The organism is Vibrio sp. 10N.222.51.C5 (assembly GCF_041474575.1).
GTDB lineage: Bacteria > Pseudomonadota > Gammaproteobacteria > Enterobacterales > Vibrionaceae > Vibrio > Vibrio crassostreae_C.
The window spans coordinates 151,709-174,191 of sequence record NZ_JBFRUJ010000005.1; the positions used below are offsets into that span (position 1 = coordinate 151,709).

At 46.5% G+C, this 22,483-nt stretch carries 22 protein-coding genes; 1 reads left to right on the forward strand and 21 read right to left on the reverse strand.

Annotated features, from left to right (window positions below):
* The first annotated feature begins 198 nt into the window (after nucleotides 1-198).
* Entirely contained in the window at nucleotides 199-1,545 is a 1,347-nt protein-coding gene (gene xseA / locus AB4558_RS01355; protein WP_372157760.1) for an exodeoxyribonuclease VII large subunit, read from the forward strand.
* 93 nt (nucleotides 1,546-1,638) lie between these two features.
* Here xseA and ureG read toward each other — a convergent pair whose 3' ends face one another.
* From ureG to ispG, 21 genes are all read right to left on the reverse strand, one after another.
* Nucleotides 1,639-2,277: an urease accessory protein UreG gene (gene ureG, locus AB4558_RS01360; protein WP_017062498.1), complete on the reverse strand. Its 639-nt coding sequence runs from the start codon at nucleotides 2,275-2,277 to the stop codon at nucleotides 1,639-1,641.
* 46 nt (nucleotides 2,278-2,323) lie between these two features.
* Nucleotides 2,324-3,004 (reverse strand): urease accessory protein UreF, encoded by a 681-nt coding sequence (locus tag AB4558_RS01365; RefSeq protein WP_372157763.1) that lies wholly within the window; start codon nucleotides 3,002-3,004, stop codon nucleotides 2,324-2,326.
* 42 nt (nucleotides 3,005-3,046) lie between these two features.
* On the reverse strand, nucleotides 3,047-3,643 hold the full coding sequence (locus AB4558_RS01370) for a HupE/UreJ family protein (protein WP_372125478.1): 597 nt from the start codon (nucleotides 3,641-3,643) through the stop codon (nucleotides 3,047-3,049).
* Nucleotides 3,644-3,878: 235 nt separating this feature from the next.
* Nucleotides 3,879-4,331, reverse strand: coding sequence for an urease accessory protein UreE (gene ureE / locus AB4558_RS01375; RefSeq protein ID WP_017062501.1), 453 nt, complete (start codon nucleotides 4,329-4,331; stop codon nucleotides 3,879-3,881).
* A gap of 63 nt (nucleotides 4,332-4,394) precedes the next feature.
* Complete coding sequence (gene ureC, locus AB4558_RS01380; RefSeq protein WP_371725301.1) at nucleotides 4,395-6,098, reverse strand: urease subunit alpha; 1,704 nt, start codon at nucleotides 6,096-6,098, stop codon at nucleotides 4,395-4,397.
* Between the two features lie 39 nt (nucleotides 6,099-6,137).
* Nucleotides 6,138-6,473: an urease subunit beta gene (locus tag AB4558_RS01385; RefSeq protein WP_004735120.1), complete on the reverse strand. Its 336-nt coding sequence runs from the start codon at nucleotides 6,471-6,473 to the stop codon at nucleotides 6,138-6,140.
* An 11-nt stretch (nucleotides 6,474-6,484) separates the two neighbouring features.
* On the reverse strand, nucleotides 6,485-6,787 hold the full coding sequence (ureA, locus tag AB4558_RS01390) for an urease subunit gamma (protein WP_004735119.1): 303 nt from the start codon (nucleotides 6,785-6,787) through the stop codon (nucleotides 6,485-6,487).
* Between the two features lie 133 nt (nucleotides 6,788-6,920).
* Complete coding sequence (locus tag AB4558_RS01395) at nucleotides 6,921-7,868, reverse strand: urease accessory protein UreD (protein ID WP_372157767.1); 948 nt, start codon at nucleotides 7,866-7,868, stop codon at nucleotides 6,921-6,923.
* Nucleotides 7,865-8,560 carry an urea ABC transporter ATP-binding subunit UrtE gene (gene urtE / locus AB4558_RS01400; protein ID WP_017062505.1) on the reverse strand — a complete coding sequence of 232 codons (696 nt, stop codon included), beginning with the start codon at nucleotides 8,558-8,560 and terminating at the stop codon, nucleotides 7,865-7,867. The genes AB4558_RS01395 and urtE overlap by 4 nt, the downstream gene beginning before the upstream one ends.
* A 1-nt stretch (nucleotide 8,561) precedes the next feature.
* Nucleotides 8,562-9,404: an urea ABC transporter ATP-binding protein UrtD gene (gene urtD, locus AB4558_RS01405; protein WP_017062506.1), complete on the reverse strand. Its 843-nt coding sequence runs from the start codon at nucleotides 9,402-9,404 to the stop codon at nucleotides 8,562-8,564.
* On the reverse strand, nucleotides 9,401-10,573 hold the full coding sequence (gene urtC, locus AB4558_RS01410) for an urea ABC transporter permease subunit UrtC (RefSeq protein ID WP_372083902.1): 1,173 nt from the start codon (nucleotides 10,571-10,573) through the stop codon (nucleotides 9,401-9,403). Before urtC ends, urtD begins: the two co-directional genes overlap by 4 nt.
* A gap of 10 nt (nucleotides 10,574-10,583) precedes the next feature.
* Complete coding sequence (urtB, locus tag AB4558_RS01415) at nucleotides 10,584-12,212, reverse strand: urea ABC transporter permease subunit UrtB (RefSeq protein WP_372157770.1); 1,629 nt, start codon at nucleotides 12,210-12,212, stop codon at nucleotides 10,584-10,586.
* Between the two features lie 133 nt (nucleotides 12,213-12,345).
* Nucleotides 12,346-13,632: an urea ABC transporter substrate-binding protein gene (gene urtA, locus AB4558_RS01420; protein WP_004735113.1), complete on the reverse strand. Its 1,287-nt coding sequence runs from the start codon at nucleotides 13,630-13,632 to the stop codon at nucleotides 12,346-12,348.
* Between the two features lie 294 nt (nucleotides 13,633-13,926).
* On the reverse strand, nucleotides 13,927-14,154 hold the full coding sequence (locus AB4558_RS01425; protein ID WP_017056199.1) for a zinc ribbon domain-containing protein: 228 nt from the start codon (nucleotides 14,152-14,154) through the stop codon (nucleotides 13,927-13,929).
* Nucleotides 14,155-14,190: 36 nt separating this feature from the next.
* Nucleotides 14,191-15,192, reverse strand: a complete 1,002-nt coding sequence (locus AB4558_RS01430) for a sensor domain-containing diguanylate cyclase (protein WP_372157773.1) — start codon at nucleotides 15,190-15,192, stop codon at nucleotides 14,191-14,193.
* A 289-nt stretch (nucleotides 15,193-15,481) separates the two neighbouring features.
* The gene (locus AB4558_RS01435; protein ID WP_372137600.1) at nucleotides 15,482-16,384 is read right to left on the reverse strand and encodes an alanyl-tRNA editing protein; all 903 of its coding nucleotides are present in this window, start codon (nucleotides 16,382-16,384) and stop codon (nucleotides 15,482-15,484) included.
* Nucleotides 16,385-16,515: 131 nt separating this feature from the next.
* A complete protein-coding gene (der, locus tag AB4558_RS01440; protein ID WP_017062511.1) occupies nucleotides 16,516-17,997 on the reverse strand; it encodes a ribosome biogenesis GTPase Der in 1,482 nt (493 codons plus the stop codon).
* Between the two features lie 158 nt (nucleotides 17,998-18,155).
* A complete protein-coding gene (bamB, locus tag AB4558_RS01445; protein WP_017062512.1) occupies nucleotides 18,156-19,316 on the reverse strand; it encodes an outer membrane protein assembly factor BamB in 1,161 nt (386 codons plus the stop codon).
* Nucleotides 19,317-19,326: 10 nt separating this feature from the next.
* Nucleotides 19,327-19,941, reverse strand: a complete 615-nt coding sequence (locus tag AB4558_RS01450) for a YfgM family protein (protein ID WP_017062513.1) — start codon at nucleotides 19,939-19,941, stop codon at nucleotides 19,327-19,329.
* A 79-nt stretch (nucleotides 19,942-20,020) separates the two neighbouring features.
* Nucleotides 20,021-21,289, reverse strand: a complete 1,269-nt coding sequence (hisS, locus tag AB4558_RS01455) for a histidine--tRNA ligase (protein WP_017062514.1) — start codon at nucleotides 21,287-21,289, stop codon at nucleotides 20,021-20,023.
* A gap of 70 nt (nucleotides 21,290-21,359) precedes the next feature.
* Entirely contained in the window at nucleotides 21,360-22,481 is a 1,122-nt protein-coding gene (gene ispG, locus AB4558_RS01460) for a flavodoxin-dependent (E)-4-hydroxy-3-methylbut-2-enyl-diphosphate synthase (RefSeq protein ID WP_009848294.1), read from the reverse strand.
* Nucleotides 22,482-22,483: the final 2 nt, after the last annotated feature.

Sequence of the window (22,483 nt, forward strand, 5' to 3'; positions counted from 1 at the left end):
TATCGTTTCGCATAATAAAGTGATTTGGATTTGATATTGCAGACGGATTATACGCACGGCGAAATCGCTTGGCTACACATTTTTGTACTTTTAATTTGCATTTACCCCCTTGCTATGTATTATATTGCCGCTATCTTCCATACTCACGCCCTGTGAGATTCCAAGAAAGACCTTCCTTCAAGGAAAGATAGTGCTTCTATGACTAATCCAAACATCTTTACTGTTTCTCGCCTCAACTCAGAGGTTCGTCTCCTATTAGAAAACGAAATGGGAATAGTCTGGCTCGTTGGTGAAATCTCAAACTTCTCTGCACCTGTATCTGGTCACTGGTACCTCACGCTTAAAGACTCTCGCGCTCAAGTTAAGTGCGCCATGTTTCGTGGCAATAACCGCCGTGTCACCTTTAAGCCCCAGAATGGTAATCAAGTTCTAGTCAAAGCTCGCCTGTCTCTTTATGAGCCACGTGGTGATTATCAACTGATCATCGAAAGCATGCAGCCAGAGGGTGACGGCAAGCTTCAGCAAGAATTTGAAAAGCTGAAGATGAACCTTGCCGCAGAAGGACTGTTTGCTCAATCAAGTAAGCAAGCTCTTCCTGAACACCCAAAACGTGTTGGCGTTATCACATCTAAAACCGGTGCAGCGCTGTTTGATATTCTTGATGTACTAAAAAGGCGCGATCCTTCGCTACCGGTTGTGGTTTACCCGACCATGGTTCAAGGCGAAGAGGCGGCGATTCAGATTGCCCAAGCGATTGGACGCGCTAACGAACGCAATGAATGTGATGTGTTAATCGTCGGCCGTGGTGGCGGCTCACTGGAAGACCTATGGTGCTTCAATAACGAGATCTTAGCTCGCACAATCGCAGCAAGCCAAATCCCGATTATCAGCGCCGTTGGCCACGAAGTGGATGTCACTATCGCTGATTTCGTTGCCGATATGCGTGCCCCAACGCCATCAGCTGCCGCAGAATTGGTTAGCCGTGATAACAGTCATAAAGAACAAGCTTTCGCGTCTAAACGTGCTCGCTTAGTCAGTGCGATTCGTCATGTGTTAATCAAACAGGCGCAATCAACTCAAACGTTGAAATACCGCTTAGAGAAGCAACACCCTAGCTACCAACTTCAAAAGCAGAGTCAGCAGCTTGATGACCTAGATATGCGTTTGCGTCGTGGTATGACTCAATACCTAAAACAGCATGCACAGCGTGTTGAACGTAAACAGCACCAGCTTCAATTGAACTCGCCAGTGAAACGCCTTGGCGAACAGAAACTGCATCTGCAACGTTCAGAGCAAAAGCTATTGGATGCAATGGACAAGACATTACTAACCACTCGCCACCAGCTCGCTATGGCTGCAGAGAAGTTAGAGACCGTTAGTCCACTGGCAACCCTAAAGCGTGGCTACAGCATTACTCATTCAGAATCGAGCAAGACGGTATCATCGATTAACGATGTCGAAGTCGGTGAAGTGATCACCACTCAAGTTGAAGACGGTGTGATTGAGTCGCAAGTGACCACAAGAGTGACTAAGAGCGAGCTTTAAGTTCGACCTAACGTTTCAAACCAGAAAGCCCTATCGATAATCGACAGGGCTTTTTAGTATCTAACGCTTTCAAAAAACTAACCTATTCCAACCCTACTCAGTAGTAGAAGGCTCCTTCATGGTTAGCATCCCTTCAGTCACAATAAAGTTGATGATGAAGTCTAGCCCTTGGCTCTCTTTGAGGTTGGTGAACACGTATGGCTTGGTTGGACGCATGCGTTGTGTGTCTTGCTCCATCACCTCAAGTGACGCACCCACATATGGTGCTAAATCGATCTTATTGATAACCAGCAGATCAGAACGCGTAATACCCGGTCCGCCTTTACGTGGGATCTTCTCCCCTTCCGCTACATCAATCACGTAGATGGTAAGATCGGCTAATTCAGGGCTGAACGTCGCACTCAAGTTATCACCGCCACTTTCGACGAATACCACATCGAGGTTCTTATGCAGCTTAGCCAGCTCTTCTACCGCAGCTAAGTTCATCGACGCATCTTCACGGATCGCCGTGTGCGGACAGCCACCCGTTTCAACACCAATAATACGATCTGGTTCTAGAGCCTCTGCTCGCGTAAGTATCTTGGCATCTTCTTGAGTGTAGATGTCGTTGGTTACCACGGCAATGTTGAGCTTGTCGCGAATAGCTTTACATAGCACCTCTAACAGCGCTGTTTTACCAGATCCTACTGGGCCGCCAATACCAATTCGAAGTGGTTGCTTATAACTTTCCATTGTCTACTTCCTTATATTCTTTTTACTATACCGTTCGAGCTGACCGCTACGAACGAAATAGTCGTGTGTATTGTGTTTCGTGCAGTGAACTTGCTAATGCCATTGATGGCGAGAAACTGCCTACCATCCAATCTTCTATCGCGTGGGCCTTTTCGATCACCTCAGGAAAGGTGTTGGTGATATTAATCAATGCCAACTGCCCGTCGGTTTGACCTAAAGGCACCAGTTTCACGCCTGCGGTAACGATATTTTCAAGCCAGCTCCATAAGTAACCTTGCTTGAGGCTTTCTAAATCAATGCCCCAATGCTGAGCCGCCATACACATGCCCAACAATTGGTTTGGGTGACTATCAACAGAGTCCACCTGTGAAATATCGATATCTAAGCGCTTCAACAAGGTGTTCAATGCATGCCCACGCTGCTTTTCTTCCGCTCGCAATTCACTGGTTTCACGGCTTGAGTATAAGTAGTTACACCAATGCTCAATCTCATCGATTTCACCCTTTTCTAGCGCGTGATAAAGACGCTCTAAGATAGGTAATTCCAAAGTTGCGACACTGGAACTGACGATGGTATTAAGCCACTGTTCCATGCTGTTGCGATCGGTCACCCACCCCGCTTCAACCGCTAACTCTAAGCCTTGCGAATAAGTGAACCCACCAATCGGCAACGATGGACTGATCAATTGAAACAGACGATAGACGGCTACATTTTCTGTTGTGGTCATAATCGTGCCCTCAGTCTTCCAGAATCAAATAAGTTCGAGAGCCTACGCGCCTAACAGCAATAGTGCGCTTGCTGAAGCCACGCCGACTGACAACCATTTAGAGTAAACCGCGCGACCAACAAAAGTACCGATAACCATCAGAGCCAAAGCACTGATACTCATGCCTGTTGCGAACTGAGTCAGGTTGCTCGCGGCTTCAACGCCGTGTGCGTAACCATGGAAAAACAACATAGCAATCGAAGCAACTAATACGCTGTTTACACGCTTGGTTGATGGTGAGAATACATGCCATAAACATAAGCTGACGACAAACAGAGAAGCGATAATGGCAGGCTCAACAATCACAGAGAAACCTAGGGCTTGGCCTGCGATAAGCCCTACCACTAAAGACACCAATCCACCGCCAATCAGAGCTGCTTTTGTCTTGGTGGAAAATGACAGTGCGCCAATTAATAAACCGAAAGCGATCAGCATGATCAGATGATCCATGCCAGTCACAGGGTGAGTTAAGCCAGACATAAACGAGTGAGACTCATGAACTGAATGCGCCCCATGTCCTGGGTGAGCGAAAGCCATCGTTGATGTTGTTAGAGAAGCCAGTGTGAAAGTACATAAGCCTGCAGCTGTTTTAAAGTTCATCGCGAGTTCCTTGCTTTATACCAATCGTAGTAAATAATTGCTCACCCTAGCTTGCTAAAATGCTCGATAACTGCGTTATAATTTTTGATTGTAGAATAACTACTTATCGAAAAATCATGCCTTGTTCTCAAGCCTTTTTTCTGCGCTATTGTTGGTCACTTACTTACTGTGATTGGTATTATTGTTATTAATATCGTTGTTATATAAATCGTTTAGTGAGTCATCAATGACTCGATTAATGATGGTGATGATGTCCACCAGAGCGACCGCCATAAGCACCGCCTTCTGGTTCAAACGGTTGTTTCTCAGTGGTCACTTTCGCGCCTAAGCCTTCAACCATTTCATCTAAAACATGGTCGTGTTGATAACGAACCCAACCCGCTTCCACTTGCAGCGGAACATGACGGTTACCAAGGTGATACGCCACTCGCGTTAACAGGAGCAAGTCTTCACAGTAAACAGTCGAAACGGTTTCTGGTGCCGCTTTCACTTCTACGACTAAACCGCATTTACTTGAGAGTTGTTCGCCACCACGCAAGATATGACCTCGTGGTAGAAACAGTCCGGCATTGCGCCCGTCATCGAGCATCACCTTAAGACGGCTCTTAATGCGGCTATCGATCGGCAGGCTTAAGTAGCCGTCCGGTGCATTTTGTATTTGAGTATTCAGTTGAGTCAGTTCAATCATGCTATTACCTCAATCTCCTTGTGAGATTTATAACGTTTAAATTAGGAGCCTTCAGCCGAGCTCTTAAAATAGAAAATACCGTTGTGCCATTGGTAGTTCTTCAGCAGGCTCACAAGTTAGCAATTCACCATCGGCGCGTACTTGATACGTCTGAGAGTCGACCTCAATTTTTGGCATCCAATCATTGAGCTTCATGTCGGCTTTGCTGATGTTTCGGCAGTTGCTCACAACACCAATCAAGCTCTGCAGACCCAATTGCTTGTCGATGTTCTGCGCCTTGGCTTCTTTAGAGACAAACAGCATTGATGTGTTCTGACACGCCTTGCCGTAGCTACCAAACATCGAGCGATAGTGAACTGGCTGAGGTGTTGGGATTGAAGCGTTTGGGTCACCCATCGGCGCCATGGCGATCATGCCGCCTTTCAAAATCACGCTTGGTTTCACGCCAAAGAAGGCAGGCTTCCACAGTACTAGATCCGCCAGCTTTCCAGCTTCGATAGAGCCGATCTCATGTGCCATACCGTGCGTAATCGCAGGGTTAATGGTGTATTTAGCGACATAGCGTCTTAGGCGGAAGTTATCGCTGTAGTCGGAATCTTCTTTTAGGCTGCCGCGCTGAACTTTCATCTTGTGCGCAGTTTGCCAAGTTCGAGTGATCACCTCGCCTACACGTCCCATTGCTTGTGAGTCCGAAGCGATCATCGAAAAGGCACCTAAGTCATGAAGAATGTCTTCTGCGGCAATGGTTTCACGGCGGATACGTGACTCTGCGAACGCGACATCTTCAGCAATCGATGGTGACAAGTGATGACAGACCATCAACATGTCTAAGTGCTCATCGACGGTATTGATGGTGTAAGGGCGTGTTGGATTGGTTGAGGAAGGCAAAACGTTCGGCTCACCTGCAGCACGAATAATATCGGGAGCATGACCACCGCCCGCACCTTCGGTGTGATAGGTATGAATCACGCGGTCGCCGATTGCGCCAAGTGTCGATTCAACAAAACCAGATTCATTCAGAGTGTCGGTATGAATCGCAACTTGTACGTCCATCTCGTCAGCCACACTCAAACAGGTATCGATTGAAGCGGGAGTGGTTCCCCAGTCTTCGTGTAACTTCAAACCCACCGCGCCTGCCGCTACTTGCTCACGTAGTGCTTCTGGCTGACTGGCATTGCCTTTGCCTAACAAACCAAAGTTCATCGGGAATTGATCGAGTGACTCTAGCATGCGGTGCATGTTCCAAGGCCCCGGTGTGCATGTGGTCGCGTTAGTACCTGTGTTTGGTCCAGTGCCACCGCCGATCATGGTTGTCACACCTGACGCCAATGCTTCTTCAATCTGTTGCGGGCAGATAAAGTGGATGTGTGAATCAATGCCACCAGCAGTCAGGATTGAACCTTCGCCGGCTAAAATTTCCGTGCCTGGGCCAATCACAATATCAACGCCCGGTTGAACATCAGGGTTGCCCGCTTTGCCCAATGCCTGAACGCGACCATCTTTGATAGCGACGTCGGCTTTTACGATGCCCCAGTAATCCAACACAATCGCATTGGTGATCACCAAATCTGGAGTTTCGGCACTTGGACGTTGGCTTTGCCCTTGTCCATCACGGATAACTTTGCCGCCGCCGAATTTCACTTCGTCGCCGTATACGGTGTAATCTTTTTCAACTTCTAGCCATAAATCAGTGTCAGCAAGACGCACTCGGTCACCGACTGTTGGCCCAAACATTTCGGCATAAGCCTGTCTGGATATCGTCGCCATGTTCAATCCTTTGTTATTTTCATTATTCCGTGGGAGCGCTTAGAGCTTGCCCATCACCTTTCCTTGGAAGCCATAGATCTCTAACTTACCGGCGTAACGCACTAACTCGACGCTGCGCGACTGACCCGGCTCAAAGCGGGTTGCAGTACCAGCAGGGATATTGAGTCGAAAGCCTTTAGTGGCTTCTCGGTCAAAGATCAGCGAAGGGTTTGCTTCATAGAAGTGGTAATGAGAGCCAATTTGAACAGGACGATCGCCAATGTTTTGAACCTTAACGGACGTTGTGTCACGGCCTTCATTGAGAGTGATGTCACCGGGAGCGGTTTCGACTTTTCCGGGAACGAATCCTGAGTATTGTTTTGTGGAACCAGCCATATTACTTCTCCCTACACGATAGGTTCATGAACGGTCACCAGCTTGGTGCCATCAGGAAAAGTGGCTTCGACTTGTACATCAGGGATCATGGAAGGGATCCCCTCCATAACGTCATCGACAGTAAGCAGTGTGCGTCCAAAATCCATCAATTCTGAAACGGTTTTACCCTCACGGGCACCTTCGAGAATGGCACTGCTGATCAGTGCAATAGATTCTGGATAGTTGAGTTTTAAGCCTTTTTGTTTGCGCTGCTGTGCCAGCATTCCTGCGCAGAAGATAAGTAGCTTATCTTTTTCTCTTGGTGTTAATTCCATTTAGCCGCCCGCTGTTAGTGTTGTTTTCTTATTGCTCAAAAACGCATGAGCAGTAAGTGGGATTCAATCACAGCAAGCTTGAAAAAATGTACCTAGGGTCGGAAGTCACCCTAGGTACAAAAAGGGCTAATCGCTAAGTCGCCCAAATCCTTGGTAAATCAGGAGTCGTACCACATAAATGAGAGCGAGTTGCTTGCCATATCTGACCAAAGGCCTGGAGGATGTCTTCACTCCAATTACCCAAGGCTCGCACCACAATCAATCCTTCTATCTGAGTTGCGCCCAATATTAATGTGGGTTCACTCGACGTTTTTGATGTAACTGATTGCTGTGAAGCTTGCTGTGTAATAGATAAGAGCAAGCTCTGTACCAACTCTAAATCTTGCTTCTCATTTGAGGTAATATAAAAGGTTCCCATCATTGAATAATCAAGTAACCCCATATTTATCATTAACTTATCGCCACCGTGAAAATTAAAACCTTCAGTCAGAAGCCTTTGATTATCAAGATAGATTTCTGTTTTCCCAACGAGGTGACCATGCTCGAATCCCTCATTCTGTGCAGGACGTCCAAAACAGTGCATCTCCCAACCCCAAAATTGTGCACCCTTTTCTAGGCGAATTTCAGTGTCTAAACGAACGTGTGCATTCGGGAAAAAGATGTTCTCTTGCGGCATCCATTCCAAGCGTGCACCTTTCTTCACTCGTAGGGTCTGCTTCTGCTTGGCGTACTTGTTATTTGAGCGATAAAACTTGGTCGCACCGGGTGTGGTGATCAACGCATGCGCACCGCTTTCGATGGTCGCTTCAATATTGAGAGTGTCACCACCTACCACTCCGCCGGGGGGATGGAGTAAGTAGGTGTGACACGTTTCCCCATCAGGATACAGGGGGCGTTGCACCGCAAGCGGACCAGACTGCTGACGATTCTTTAATACGGTTTTATCACCTCGATCGACAAAGGTGAGGTTTAAACTCGCTTGCCAACCATCACGAATATCTTGTTCGATGGTCTCATTCAAAGATAAAGCTTCTACTAAAGAAGCCTTGCTTACTTCATTCGGAGAAAAGAGAGAATTCATACGGTTAGGTACTCCTTTATCAAGGACTCATCGAGCCCTGTCATTTCACCTTCTGCCACTTGGCGTCCACGGTCGATAATGCAAAAACGGTCACCGACCTTTCTTGCAAACGGCAGCTTCTGTTCAACCAACAGAACCGTGAGCCCCATTTTCTCGTTGAGCATGCGAATGATGTCGCCAATCTCTTGCACAATATTGGGTTGAATACCCTCCGTCGGCTCATCCAAGATCAATAGCTTTGGATTAACCACCAGCGCACGCCCAATCGCTAGCTGTTGCTGCTGGCCACCCGATAAATCACCACCGCGACGATGTAGCATCTCTTTTAACACTGGAAAAATATCGAAGATGAATTCAGGGATCTTGCGGTCACCCTTTTTACGAATCGGTAAACCGACCTCTAGATTTTCTTGAACAGTGAGCATTGGGAAGATCTGGCGACCTTGCGGTACATAGCCGATCCCTTGGCGTGGACGGTCCTCGGCATCGGTTTTCAAAAGTGACTCACCCGATAAGGAGATGTCACCGCTTTCAACCTTCACCAACCCCATAATGCATTGCAGTAAGGTGGTTTTACCGACACCATTTCGCCCCATTAGCACCGTGCATTTACCTTCTGGGATCTGCATATCCAAATCCCACAGCGTGTGGCTCTCACCGTAATATTGATTAACTGATTTAACCTCTAGCATCCTATTCTCCGAGATAAACTTGTTTAACTTCAGGGTGAGCCTGCACTTGATCCATGGTGCCTTCAGCCAACACATGACCTTGATGAAGCACGGTGACATGGCTGGCGATAGAACGAACGAAATCCATATCATGTTCAACGACCACAACCGAGTGCTTACCTGCCAGTGAGTTAAGTAACTCAGAGGTGCGATCCATTTCTTGGTGAGTCATACCTGCCACGGGTTCATCCACCAGCAACAGCTTAGGGTTTTGCATCAATAGCATGCCGATCTCTAACCACTGCTTTTGTCCGTGAGACAGGTTACCTGCCAAATTCGCCGCTTCGTCTTTTAAATGAATCAGCTCAAGTACCGAGGTCAATTTGTCTTTCTGTTCACCAGACATCACAGCGGTGAACGTCGCCCACACTGAGCGGTCACCGGCCATGGCTAATTCAAGGTTCTGCCACACAGTTAAACACTCAATCACGGTCGGTTTTTGGAATTTACGCCCAACGCCTGCATTGGCGATTTCGGCTTCGTTCATCTTCAATAAGTTGATGTTCGAACCCAACCACACCTCGCCGGTGTCTGGCTTAGTTTTACCTGTGATAATGTCCATCATGGTGGTTTTACCTGCACCATTAGGACCTATGATACAGCGTAGCTCTCCCTCTTTGATGTAGAGGTTGAGGTCGTTTATCGCTTGGAAACCATCGAAGCTTTTGTTGACGCCTTCGACATACAACAGCACGTTATGTCGAGTATCGATGGCAGGATGAATATCGGGTTTGAGGTAATCAAAGACTTCGTCTCGACGAGTGAACGCCTGAACCGATTCCTTTACGCTATTAAATGTGGTCATGCGATCACCTCCTTGGCCTTGTGCTGATCATCCTTATCTTTATCTTGGTTTTTCCCATTTGATGCCTTGCGCAGCTGCTGCCACTTTTCACTGACAAAGCCAATCACACCTTGTGGGAAGTACATGGTTGAGAGTACGAATAGTCCACCCAGAGCAAACAGCCACACCTCCGGGAACTCAACCGTAAACCAACTCTTGGCGTAGTTGATGATCAATGCACCGACAATGGCACCAAACAGAGTGGCACGACCGCCTAAGGCTACCCAAACCACAATCTCAATCGAGTTAAGAGGAGCAAATTCTCCCGGATTGATAATACCCACTTGAGGGACATATAAAGCCCCGGCAATACCGGCGATAACCGCAGAAAGAACGAAGACCCACAGCTTGATGCCATCGACGTCATAGCCCATAAAGCGAGTGCGTGATTCCGTATCACGAATCGCTAATGCCACACGACCTAATCGACTGGTCACCACCATGCGACAAGCTATGTAGCTGAGAATAAGCGCAATACCAGTCGCGACAAACAGACCTATCTTGACCGCATCACTCTGCAAACTCAGACCGATGATGTCTTTGAAATCCGTCAGTCCGTTGTTGCCACCAAAGCCCATTTCGTTGCGGAAAAATGCCAGCATCAATGCGTAAGTTAATGCCTGAGTCATGATAGAAAGATACACCCCGGACACACGAGAGCGGAAAGCTAAATAACCGAACAAGTAAGCCAATGCGCCCGGCACTAGCACCACCATCAGGCAAGCAAACCAGAACTGGTCAAAGCCATGCCAGAACCACGGCAACGCAGACCAATCAAGGAACACCATGAAATCTGGTAAGACTGGATCACCATAAACCCCACGGTCACCAATCTGACGCATCAAGTACATGCCCATCGCATAACCACCAAGCGCAAAGAAAGCACCGTGGCCAAGGCTCAAGATTCCGAGATAGCCCCACACCAGATCGAGCGCCAACGCCAACATTGCGTAGCTCAGATATTTGCCCATCAGCGAGATAGTAAAAGTCTCTACATGGAGCGGGTGCCCACTTGGTAACATGGTGTTAGCCAGTGGGATAAGAATAACGGCCGCTAGAATGGCAAGGATGGTCAGTTGGCCACCTTTGTCACCACGCATTGCCGAAAGTACAAATGATTTTGACTGCATGATGTTGTCCTTAACCTTCAGCCGCACGACCACGTTGCGGGAAGAGTCCGCGTGGGCGTTTTTGAATAAATAGAATGATGAAAACCAGTACCAGAATCTTGGCGAGAACCGCACCAGCCCATGGTTCTAAAATTTTATTGAACAGACCAAGGCTTAAGCCTGCGACTAGCGTGCCCCATAGGTTGCCAACACCGCCGAATACCACCACCATGAATGAGTCGATGATGTACGCCTGTCCCATATTAGGGCCAACGTTGGTCAGTTGAGACAGTGCCACGCCTGCAACACCCGCAACGCCAGAGCCTAAACCGAAGGTCATCGCATCAACTCGCTCTGAACGAATACCCATCGCACGAGCCATGCCACGGTTTTGAGAAACCGCACGAACCTGCAAACCTAGTGGTGTCTTTTTCAGAACCATTAATAAGCCCATAAACACCAAACCACAGAAGAGAATGATGTAAAGGCGGTTGTAGGTCAGGGACAACATTGGGTTTAATTGAAGTGCGCCAGACATCCATTCAGGTGTGCTCACTGAGCGGTTCAAAGGAGAGAAAATAGAACGAACAGCCTGCTGCAAGATTAAGCTAATACCAAAGGTCGCGAGTAAGGTTTCCAATGGGCGACCATAAAGATGACGAATCACACTTCGCTCGATCACAATGCCCACCAAACCTGAAACAATAAACGCAGCAGGGATAGAGAGTATCAGTGCCAAACCAATATGATTGGGCATCAACAATTGCATGACATAGGTGGTATAAGCGCCAATCATGATCAACTCGCCATGAGCCATGTTGATAACACCCATCACACCAAAAGTGATCGCTAAGCCGATACCCGCTAACACCAATACCGAACCTAAACTCAAACCGAAGAATACCGTTTCTACACCCGAATAGAGTGCTTGGCTTTGTTGATAGCTATCCATCGCACGTTCTGCTGCAGCGGTAATGCTTGGATCTTGCTCACTGTTCAATAGTTGGTTCAGTGTTTTCAGAACGACCGAGTGTTTGAAGTCGCCAACTCGTTCAATTGAAGCCACACGATCTTCAATGGTGGCACTGTTATTAAGAGAGGTGGCAATCGCTAACGACAAATCCATTAGCTCAGCTACTTTGCCATCTGATTCATTGGTTCTGAGTTCAGTTAGTCGTTCGATAATGTCAGCGTCTTTGGTTCCTAACAAATCCAAAACCGCTTTATAACGCACATCAGGATTGCCGCTGTTCAGTCCAATAGAAGCAATTTCCCCGCGTAATATCCCGCGAAGTTTGTTATTCACACGAACCTTTTTAAACTGTCTCGTATTCTCGATATTAAGCGTTGAATCAGTCCATACTGACTGAGCTGACGTTGCCGTTTTGATGTTTTGAATGAGGTAGAGCTGTTTGTACTGCTCGCTCTGTTTCTCATTGAAGTAGTAAAGGTTTCCGTTTAACCAGCCATCTAAAATAGGTTTCGACACATCTTCCGTTTGCGTCTCAATCACCCAATCGATAGCTAATTCTTTATCCGATGTTTTCTTACCAACTAGCGCCTTGGTAAAGCTAGCTTCATCCGTTATTCCAGCAAAAGCCAACTGAGCACTGACTGCCATGAGCAACAGCGCTTTAAATACGTTTAATACGTTTTTCATCCCTGCTTCCTTAACCAACCAAGTTAGATATTGTTATTTTTACTTGGAGGATGTGTGGATAGTGGTTGTTACCTGAAACGATGAGCCTTCCCTTGGCTTGGTTTGCCAAAGACAAGGCTCAAAATTAATGACTCTAGTTACCGCCAGAACATTTCTTCGTTTCGACGTTAAACGCACCACATGAGAATGGCTTCGACCAGCTAGAGAACAGTTTTGCCGATTCAGGTAAGTAACTCGACCAGGCATCACCCGCCACTAGTCCAGTGGTTTCCCAAACAATGTCGAATTGACCATCGTCTTGGATTTCACCGATCAGGACTGGTTTGGTGATGTGGTGATTTGGTAGCATGGTAGAGTAGCCGCCAGAAAGGTTAGGTACAGACACGCCAATCAAGGCATCTTGCACAGATTCAGGATCGGTTGTGCCCGCATTAGTGACCGCTTGAGCCCACATGTTGAAGCCAACATAGTGCGCTTCCATTGGGTCATTGGTGACACGCTTTTCACTCTTGATGAACGACTGCCACGTTTCAACGAACTCTTCATTAGCTTCAGTATCAACACTCATGAAGTAGTTCCATGCCGCTAGATGACCAACCAGTGGTTCTGTGTCCATGCCTGACAGTTCTTCTTCACCAACAGAGAATGCAATAACTGGGATGTCTTCAGATGAAATGCCTTGAGCGCCTAGCTCTTTATAGAAAGGTACGTTCGCATCGCCGTTCACAGTAGAAACAACAGCCGTTTTCTTGCCCGCTTCACCGAACTTCTTGATGTCTGAAACGATAGATTGCCAATCAGAGTGACCAAATGGCGTGTAGTTGATCATGATGTCTTCTTCTGCGACACCTTTATCTTTTAAGTAGGCTTCAAGGATCTTATTGGTGGTACGTGGATAAACGTAATCGGTACCTGCAAGTACCCAGCGCTCAACTTCAAGCTCTTCCATCAAGTAATCCACTGCAGGGATCGCTTGTTGGTTTGGCGCGGCACCGGTGTAGAAAACGTTTTTAGAAGACTCTTCACCTTCATACTGTACTGGGTAGAAAAGGATGCTGTTGAGTTCTTCAAAAACAGGCAGCATGGATTTACGTGATACCGATGTCCAACCACCGAACACCACATCTACTTTCTCTTTTTCGATAAGCTCACGCGCTTTCTCAGCAAATAGCGGCCAGTTTGACGCAGGGTCAACCACGACAGGCTCTAGCTTCTTACCAAGCAAACCGCCCTTTTTGTTCTGCTCTTCGATGAGCATTAGCACGGTATCTTTTAGCGTTGTCTCACTGATCGCCATGGTGCCAGAGAGTGAGTGTAGAACACCGACCTTGATGGTCTCATCAGCAGCAAACACTGTTGCAGAAGAAAATGAAAGTGTTGTACACAGTGCAGCTAGCGATAAATTGAACACCTTGTTCATGATATTACTCCATAATTGTATTTTTGTTATTCAATTACAGAGTTACAAGAAGAGTGCCAAACTTATAAACCAACGAAATTATTTATAAGTAATTGTATTAATATAATTTAAAAGAAACTCACACCAATAGAGTGCATAGCAATCATGTAACTATGTTTCATACTGGTGCAGTGACGGTGGGAATGAACCAAGATGACACATTCCTGTTCTTCAGATACAAAAAAGACCCAACACTTTAGTATTGAGTCTCTGGTATAACATCACCGATGGTCGTTCAAACCATGTAGTTTAAGGCTATTCCGCAGGTTGAAATTCGAATTTTACTCTCGACTTTGATTTCAACTCGTTGCAATCACCGTTGCAAAAATAGCTCGCCGCACCACAGGCTTGAAGCTTCTCAAGTTGGCTGCTGCACTCAGGGCAAAACCCAACTTTAGTAAAGTGAGCCTGACAACTTTCACAATGATACTTGCCATCCCAAGCTAGCTCAGACTGGCACTTAGGGCAGATATTTTCACTCATTAGCATTTCCTAATTCACTACTATTTTTACAATCTACTACCGCTGAGACTTCGCTTGCTTGATTTGGTACATGTTCTTATCAGCTTGTGCGATCAACTGGTCTAATCCTTGAGGATCTTTGTCACAAGACAACCCAACACTCACTGAGAACTGCACATCATTGATATAAAGCGCTTGTTGCAGTGCTTTCTCTAAGCTGTGGTAGAAGCTAACAACGCTTTCTTGATCATCAAAGCAAGAGAACACCACAAACTCATCGCCACCATAACGGCCTATCTTGGCACATGCTGTGGTTGCCTCATCAAGAACTTCGGCAACCGCCAACAGCACATCGTCACCGAAACTGTGGCCATAGGTATCATTTATCGATTTGAACTTATCGACATCAACAAACAAACACGCCATCACCTTTTCAGAAAAGCATCGCTTGGCCAACACTTTCTCCGCTTCATTAAACAATGCGCGACGATTCAAGCAATGGGTTAAAGAATCTCGATTAGCGAAAAAGTTTAGCTGGTTCTCCAGCTCAAACTTCTCTAGTGCTACCGAATACAGGGAAGCCAGTAGCTCTAAGATCTCGAGCTCAAATTCATGTGGTTCAGAGATGTACTGACTATAAATAGCGAAGGTACCCAACACATTACCGCGTGACGAGATAATGGGGACCGACCAACAGGCATGCAAATTCGCTTGATTGGTGAGGGCCAGAAAAGGTGCCCAGTTTGGGTGTGCATTTATGTTGGAGATCATCACTGCTTTCTTAAGCGCAGCTGCCTCGCCACAAGAGCCTATCCCCGCACCAATTCCTACCCCTTCAATCTGTTGATTGTAAAAATCAGGCAGGTTTGGGGCATATTCAAGGTGTAACGTTTTAGACTCTGAGTTGAGCAGTAGAATTGAAGCCATGCGCTGCCCAAAAAGCTGCTCGGTAAGCTGAATAATCTTGTGATTTAAATCTTTGCGATCCATCCCAAGCGCAAGCTTCCGTAGCAAGCTATTGACGGCTCGATGACTTTCTAATAAAAATTGTTGTTCCATTCACTAAGGCTTTCAATTGTGTAATCGGGTACAACTTGTTCTTATGCAAGCTTGTTATTGGTTAATAATAACACACTAAATTAGTACGACACACAATCGAAGATCATAGGTTGATCTTTCGCTTTATCTATTTTGATCAGCGATCTACCCCAAAAAGAATATTTATATCACCACACACCGAAAGCATAAGTTACATATGCTGCATTTCAATTTCAAATAGTCATTTATATCAAAAGTGACATGTAAAAATAAAATAAACAGCACAAGCCATTTCGATCTGTAGTCTAAATCATCGAATTACATGCGTCAGCATTTCAATGTTTTGGCCATCTAGCTGGGTCAGCTTAACGGACAGCGCACCAAGTTCTGAGGTATTTCCAATGTGTGTGCCACCACAAGGAATAGTGACCTGAGTATCTGCGTCAAGCTGCCACTCCCAGTAACGAGAGTCTGTTAACGCCTCGCCTTCTAGTCTCATCGCAACTGGCGTCGGCTCTGCAAGCCAGCCCGCAAGCATTTGGTTGATATCAGCTTCGATGTCATCAAGATTTGCTAGCATGTCTGCAACGTTCAAACCGCGCTTCTTCAGGGTTTTGCCTAAGCGATACTTATCGGTACACAGCTCTGGAGTCACAAAGCTCGTCACTTGTGCATAACTATTGAAGTCGTAACTGCCAAGCGGATCTTTTCTGTCCGCATCTTTACGCCAGTAGCTCTCAGCCAATACTTTATTCAAGGCTAGGAAAGCGATGTGGCCAGCACTGTGACCACGGCTCAAACTGGCTTGGTACTCTTTATCAACCGACAACACGACTTCGTCGTTAACCTTAATCATAGAAGCAGATGTAGGTAGCTGGTGGACAACAACAAACGCCCACCCTTCCGTATCACGCTTAACAGGGATATCTGCTGCGATATGAAGCTTGCCAGTAGATTGTTCTATAGCACCAACAAGGCAGTCTTCAACGGGAAATTGCACGTCACCAACATTCACAAAGCCTTGGTCTGCAGGGTGATCGGGCCAAATATGACTCACTGGGTGGAAAGGTGTCACGTCGGTGATCAGGTAAGTTTTGCTGTCATCGCTTTCAACGTACTGCGCTTTAGCATTGAGCTGCCAAGCCTGATGACAAAATTGAGTGATGGTTGGTGTGATTGCTGACACAGGTGTAATCAAATCGCTAGTAGTCATATCGTTCTTCTTCTGGAATCTAGTCTGATTCGTTGAGCCATGATGATAAAAACGTATTGTTATGGCTTAACGTGAATTTTGCTTAAAAAAATACCCGAGACAGGCTCGGGTATCAAATCTATTGGAAAGGTTTACTTACGACCTTTAACCATGCTCATCATACGTTTACGTTTACGTTCTTGAGAAATTGTCAGCTTGTTAGTCTTAGCTTCAAATGGGTTCTCGCTGTTCTGGAATTGAATGCGAATAGGTGTACCCATGATTTCTAGTGAACGACGGTAGTAGTTCATCAAGAATCGTTTGTATGAATCTGGCAAGTTACGAACTTGGTTGCCGTGGATAACGATAATCGGTGGGTTGTAGCCACCAGCGTGCGCGTATTTCAGTTTCACACGACGGCCACGAACCATAGGCGGTTGGTGATCATCAGTCGCCATCTTCATGATACGAGTTAGCACAGAAGTACCAACACGAGTAGTCGCTGACTTGTAAGCTTCTTGTACAGACTCAAACAAGTGACCAACACCTGTACCGTGAAGTGCAGAGATAAAGTGAATACGTGCGAAATCAACGAAGCCTAAGCGACGGTCTAGCTCTTTCTTAACGCGTTCTTTAACGTCGTTATCTAGGCCATCCCACTTGTTTACGGCAATAACAATTGAACGACCAGCGTTCAACGCAAAGCCTAGCAAGCTTAGATCTTGATCAGAGATGTTTTCGCGAGCATCGATAAGCAGCAATACAACGTTAGCATCTTCAATCGCTTTCAGTGTTTTAACCACTGAGAACTTCTCTACCGTTTCGTTGATGTTTTTACGACGACGAACACCCGCAGTATCGATTAGAACGTATTCACGCTCGTCACGCTGCATTGGGATGTAGATAGAGTCACGAGTCGTACCTGGCATATCGTAAACAACCACACGCTCTTCACCAAGAATACGGTTCGTTAGCGTTGATTTACCTACGTTAGGACGGCCAATGATCGCTAGTTTGATCGGTTGATCTTGAAGACGCTTGAATTCTGCTTCAGCTTCTTCTTCTGTAAATTCAACCTGCTCTTCTTCTTCGTCTTCAAACTCAGTTAAGTCGCTTACTTCGCCATTCTCAGCTTTTAGCGCTTCTGCGAATGGGTTAAGAGCAAGGTCAATAAGTGCAGTAACACCACGACCATGCGCCGCAGCGATTTGGTACATGTCTTCTACACCTAGTTGCCAGAAGTCAGCACTTGCAGCATCAGGGTCGATACCATCAACCTTGTTTACTACTAGCATTGAAGGCTTTTCTAGTTGACGTAGGTGCTTAGCAATCGCCACGTCTGAAGGTGTTAGACCCGCACGGCCATCTACCATAAATAGAACGACATCAGCTTCATCAATCGCCGCTAGCGACTGTTCAGCCATTTTAGTTTCAACACCTTCTTCAGTACCGTCGATACCGCCAGTGTCAATAACAATAAAGTCATGCTCGCTAAAATGAGCATGACCGTATTTACGGTCACGCGTTAAGCCAGGGAAATCCGCAACCAATGCATCACGAGTTCGAGTCAATCGGTTAAATAACGTAGATTTACCTACGTTCGGACGCCCTACTAGAGCAACAACAGGTACCATAACAACCTCTACAATTTCTTCTCTAAATGTAGTTATAGGTAAGCACTTGTTCGCAAGTTTAAACTCTTACCTATAACCACACGGTTTATTAATTTTTAACAACAAAACGGCTCCTGGCTGTTACCAACCAGGAGCCGACTGTGAATTATATCACGCTTTTATTGGCTAATCGTTAGTTTCTTTACATCGCCATTGCGAGTCGTCACTAAGTAGCCTTCAGGCAGTTCAATTGGTGCAACCGCAAAGCCGCTATCATCGACAAGCTGTTGAGCAACAAACTCACCCGATGAACGATCCAACCAGTGCAGATAACCTTCAGTATCACCCACGACTACATAACCATTAATAATAGCAGGTGCTGTCAGTAAGCGGTTTTCTAACAATGGAGTGCTCCACAGTTCAGTACCACTACGCGCATCAACCGCAACCACATGGTCTTTGTCGGTAACAACGAACAAACGGCTACCATCACTTGCTAAATCAATCGCTGATGAGTAGTTACGTTTCCAAATTGGCTTACCAGAACGAAGGTCGATAGCAATCAGCTGACCATTGATACCTACGGTATACAGGGTGCCACCAAGAACAATTGGAGATGCATCAACATCAACCAAACGATCAATTTCCGTTGCACCTTTTGGTGTGCCTACTGGCTGTTGCCAAATAAGCTGACCACGATCAACGATAGCCGCAGCTAGACGACCATTTGCTGTACCCCAGAATACACCACCAGAAACTGCAACAGGCGAGCTATCGCCACGCAGTGTTAGGCTTGGTACTTCCGTACTGATGGTCCATTTTTGTTCACCGCTTGCTTGATCTAACGCGATCAACATACCGCGACTGGTATGAACAATGACCATGTTGCTATCAGTTGCTGGGGATGCAAGCACCTCGCCATTGACTGATACACGCCACAGCTCTTCACCGGTCGATTCTTCCAGTGCGATCACTTCGCCATTTTCAGAACCAACAAAAACTTTACCGTAAGCCGCCGTTAAACCACCCGATAAACGAGCCAATACGTCTTTCTCAAGATCGACTTTCCACAGCGCTTTACCTGTATCAGGATCAAGCGCTTTAACCATACCTTCACGGCTTGCAACAAACACTTTGTCGTAAGCCAATTCTGGCGTTAGTTTTGAAAAGTAGTGACCAACACCATCACCAACCGACGTAGACCATTCCTGACTAGGAGTGAACTCGCTGTTTACCGTTGGGACTGGAGCCATGATTACGGTGTCTTCTTCACCCGCACAGCCAGCTAGTAGGCCAAGAGCAATCGCACACAACGCCGCTTTTGGAAACATCTTCTTCATTCAAAGCGCCTTATTTAGCTAGGTCGTCAAGTTTGATTTGAAGCGTTTGGCTAGCGTCAACAGCTTGCTGTGCTTCTGTGTAAGCACTGTATGCTGCGTCTGTGTCGCCTTTACGAAGTGAGATATCACCACGCAGTTCAGCAACACGGCCTTTCCAAGATTCATCTGTCATAGCAGCAAGATCAGTCAGTGCTGCGTCAAATTCACCTTGCTCAGCTTTAATACGTGCAACACGGTAAGTAAGTAGTGGCGCAAGTGCCGCGTCCTTAGTTGCCGATTTTGCCCACTCGAGCTGTTCAAGTGCCGCCGCTAGATCGCCTGCTTGTACTTGTACTTTTGCTAGTTGCATAGCAGCAAGTACTGAGTACTCAGCATCTTTGTTTGCGTCGATGAAAGCTTGAATATCAGATTGAGCATCAACACCCTTAACATCAAGAGCTGAAATTACAGAGGTGTAGCTTTCTGAAGCTGCTTCACGCGCTTCAACTACTGAATCTTGGTAATAGCGCCAGCCAAATAGACCACCTAAACCAATAACCGCACCAAAGATTACGGCTTTACCGTTCTCTTTCCACCAATCTTTAATGGCTTCAACTTGTTGCTCTTCGCTATCGTAAAGTTCCACTTCCTGTCCTCTTTAATTCTTTAAACGCCAGCATAGTGCTGACGTTAGTATTCATTATGAGCGTTTGCTCAATGGCTAATTAGATTAGCGCAGCAACTTTCTCTGCAACTTCCGTTTGAGACACGGTTTCTTGCTCGCCGCCAACCAGATCTTTTAGCACAACTGTATTGTCAGCAACTTCGTTCTCACCAAGTACCAGCGCCACAACAGCACCTACTTTGTCAGCACGTTTGAATTGCTTCTTGAAGTTACCACCACCGAAGTGGTTCATTACACGCACGCCTTCAACGGTGTCGCGTAATTGATTCGCTAACTGCATGCCCGCGATCATAGTACCTTCGCCAGCAGCAACTACGTATACATCAACGCTACGACGAACTTCTGTTAGCTCTAGCGTTTCCATCATCAGAACCAGACGCTCTAGACCCATTGCGAAGCCAACTGCATTGGTTGCTTTGCCGCCTAGTTGCTCAACAAGACCATCGTAACGACCGCCGCCACATACTGTACCTTGAGCACCAAGGCTGTCTGTGATCCACTCAAATACAGTGCGGTTGTAGTAATCTAGGCCACGTACTAGACGCTCATTAACTTGGTATTCGATACCAACAGCGTCAAGAAGTTCACACAAACCAGCAAAATGTTGCTTCGATTCTTCACCTAGATATTCAGATAGTCGAGGTGCGTCACCTAAGATAGCTTGAACATCAGGGTTCTTAGTATCAAGTACACGTAGAGGGTTAGTGTGCATGCGACGTTTGCAGTCTTCGTCAAGCACATCAATGTGTTGCTCAAGGAAAGCCACTAACGCAGTGCGGTAGCTAACGCGATCTTCTTGAGAACCGATTGAGTTCAGCTCTAGGCGAACGTGCTTGTCGATGCCTAGCTCACGCCATAGACGTGCTGTCATCATGATAAGTTCTGCGTCAACGTCTGGACCGTCTAGGCCAAACACTTCAACACCACATTGGTGGAATTGACGGTAACGACCTTTTTGAGGGCGCTCGTGACGGAACATAGGGCCCATGTACCATAGGCGCTGTTCATCACGGTTGATAAGGCTGTTTTGAATACATGAACGTACACAACCTGCTGTGCCTTCTGGACGCAGCGTTAGGCTATCGCCATTGCGGTCGTCAAAGGTGTACATCTCTTTAGAAACAACGTCTGTCTCTTCACCAACTGCACGGCTAAATAGGTTTGTTTCTTCAACGATAGGCATACGTACTTCGTTGTAACCGTATGCACTCACCACGTTTTTAACTGCGCTTTCTACTTTCTGCCACAGTGGTGATTGAGTTGGAAGGCAGTCGTTCATGCCTCGAATTGCTTGAATATTTTTAGCCACAGTATTTATTCCGTAATTTCTCACGACCAGGTGTTAGTGCGAATAGACAATCACACCCCATCGCGTTGTATTAATCTTCTAAGTTTTCTACATCAATGCGATTTGCTTTATCAAGCACTGACGCTTTTGCACGAATCTTAGCTTCAAGTTTGTCGACAAGGTCATCGTTGTCGAAGCGCTCTTTCTGACGCTTACCATCTTCGTAGAAGGCACTCTTACGTGCACTACCAGCTAAACCTAAGTGAGACACTTCAGCTTCACCAGGGCCGTTAACCACACAACCGATGATAGATACGTCCATTGGAGTGATCACGTCTTCTAGGCGCTCTTCAAGGGCATTAACGGTGTTAATAACATCGAACTCTTGACGAGAACAGCTCGGACACGCAATGAAGTTGATGCCACGCGAACGAATGCGCAAAGATTTAAGAATATCAAAGCCAACTTTGATCTCTTCAACCGGATCAGCCGCTAGCGATATACGCAGCGTATCGCCGATACCTTCAGAAAGAAGCATACCTAAACCTACCGCTGACTTCACAGAGCCTGCACGCGCACCACCCGCTTCGGTAATACCAAGGTGGAGAGGTTGATCAATCTGCTTAGCCAGCAAACGGTAAGAACCGACAGCAAGGAATACATCAGAAGCCTTCACGCTGACTTTGAATTGATCAAAGTTCAGACGGTCTAGGATATCTACATGACGCATTGCTGATTCAACAAGCGCTTCTGCTGTAGGTTCTGTGTATTTCTCTTGGATCTCTTTCTCAAGAGAGCCGCCGTTAACACCAATACGAATCGGAATATTCATATCACGTGCACAATCAACAACTGAGCGGATACGGCTTTCGTTACCGATGTTACCTGGGTTGATACGCAGACAGTCAACGCCGTATTCCGCCACTTTAAGTGCGATACGGTAGTCGAAGTGAATATCAGCAACCAAAGGAACAGAGACCTGCTGCTTGATTAGCTTAAAGGCTTCAGCTGCATCCATAGTCGGTACAGATACGCGAACGATATCAGCGCCAACTTTTTCCAGAGCTCTAATTTGAGCAACGGTCGCGGCTACATCTGTTGTTCTTGTGTTGGTCATGGATTGCACAGCAATTGGTGCACCATCACCGATCGGCACATCACCCACATAAATACGGGTTGATTTGCGACGAATAATAGGAGATTCGTGTTGCATAT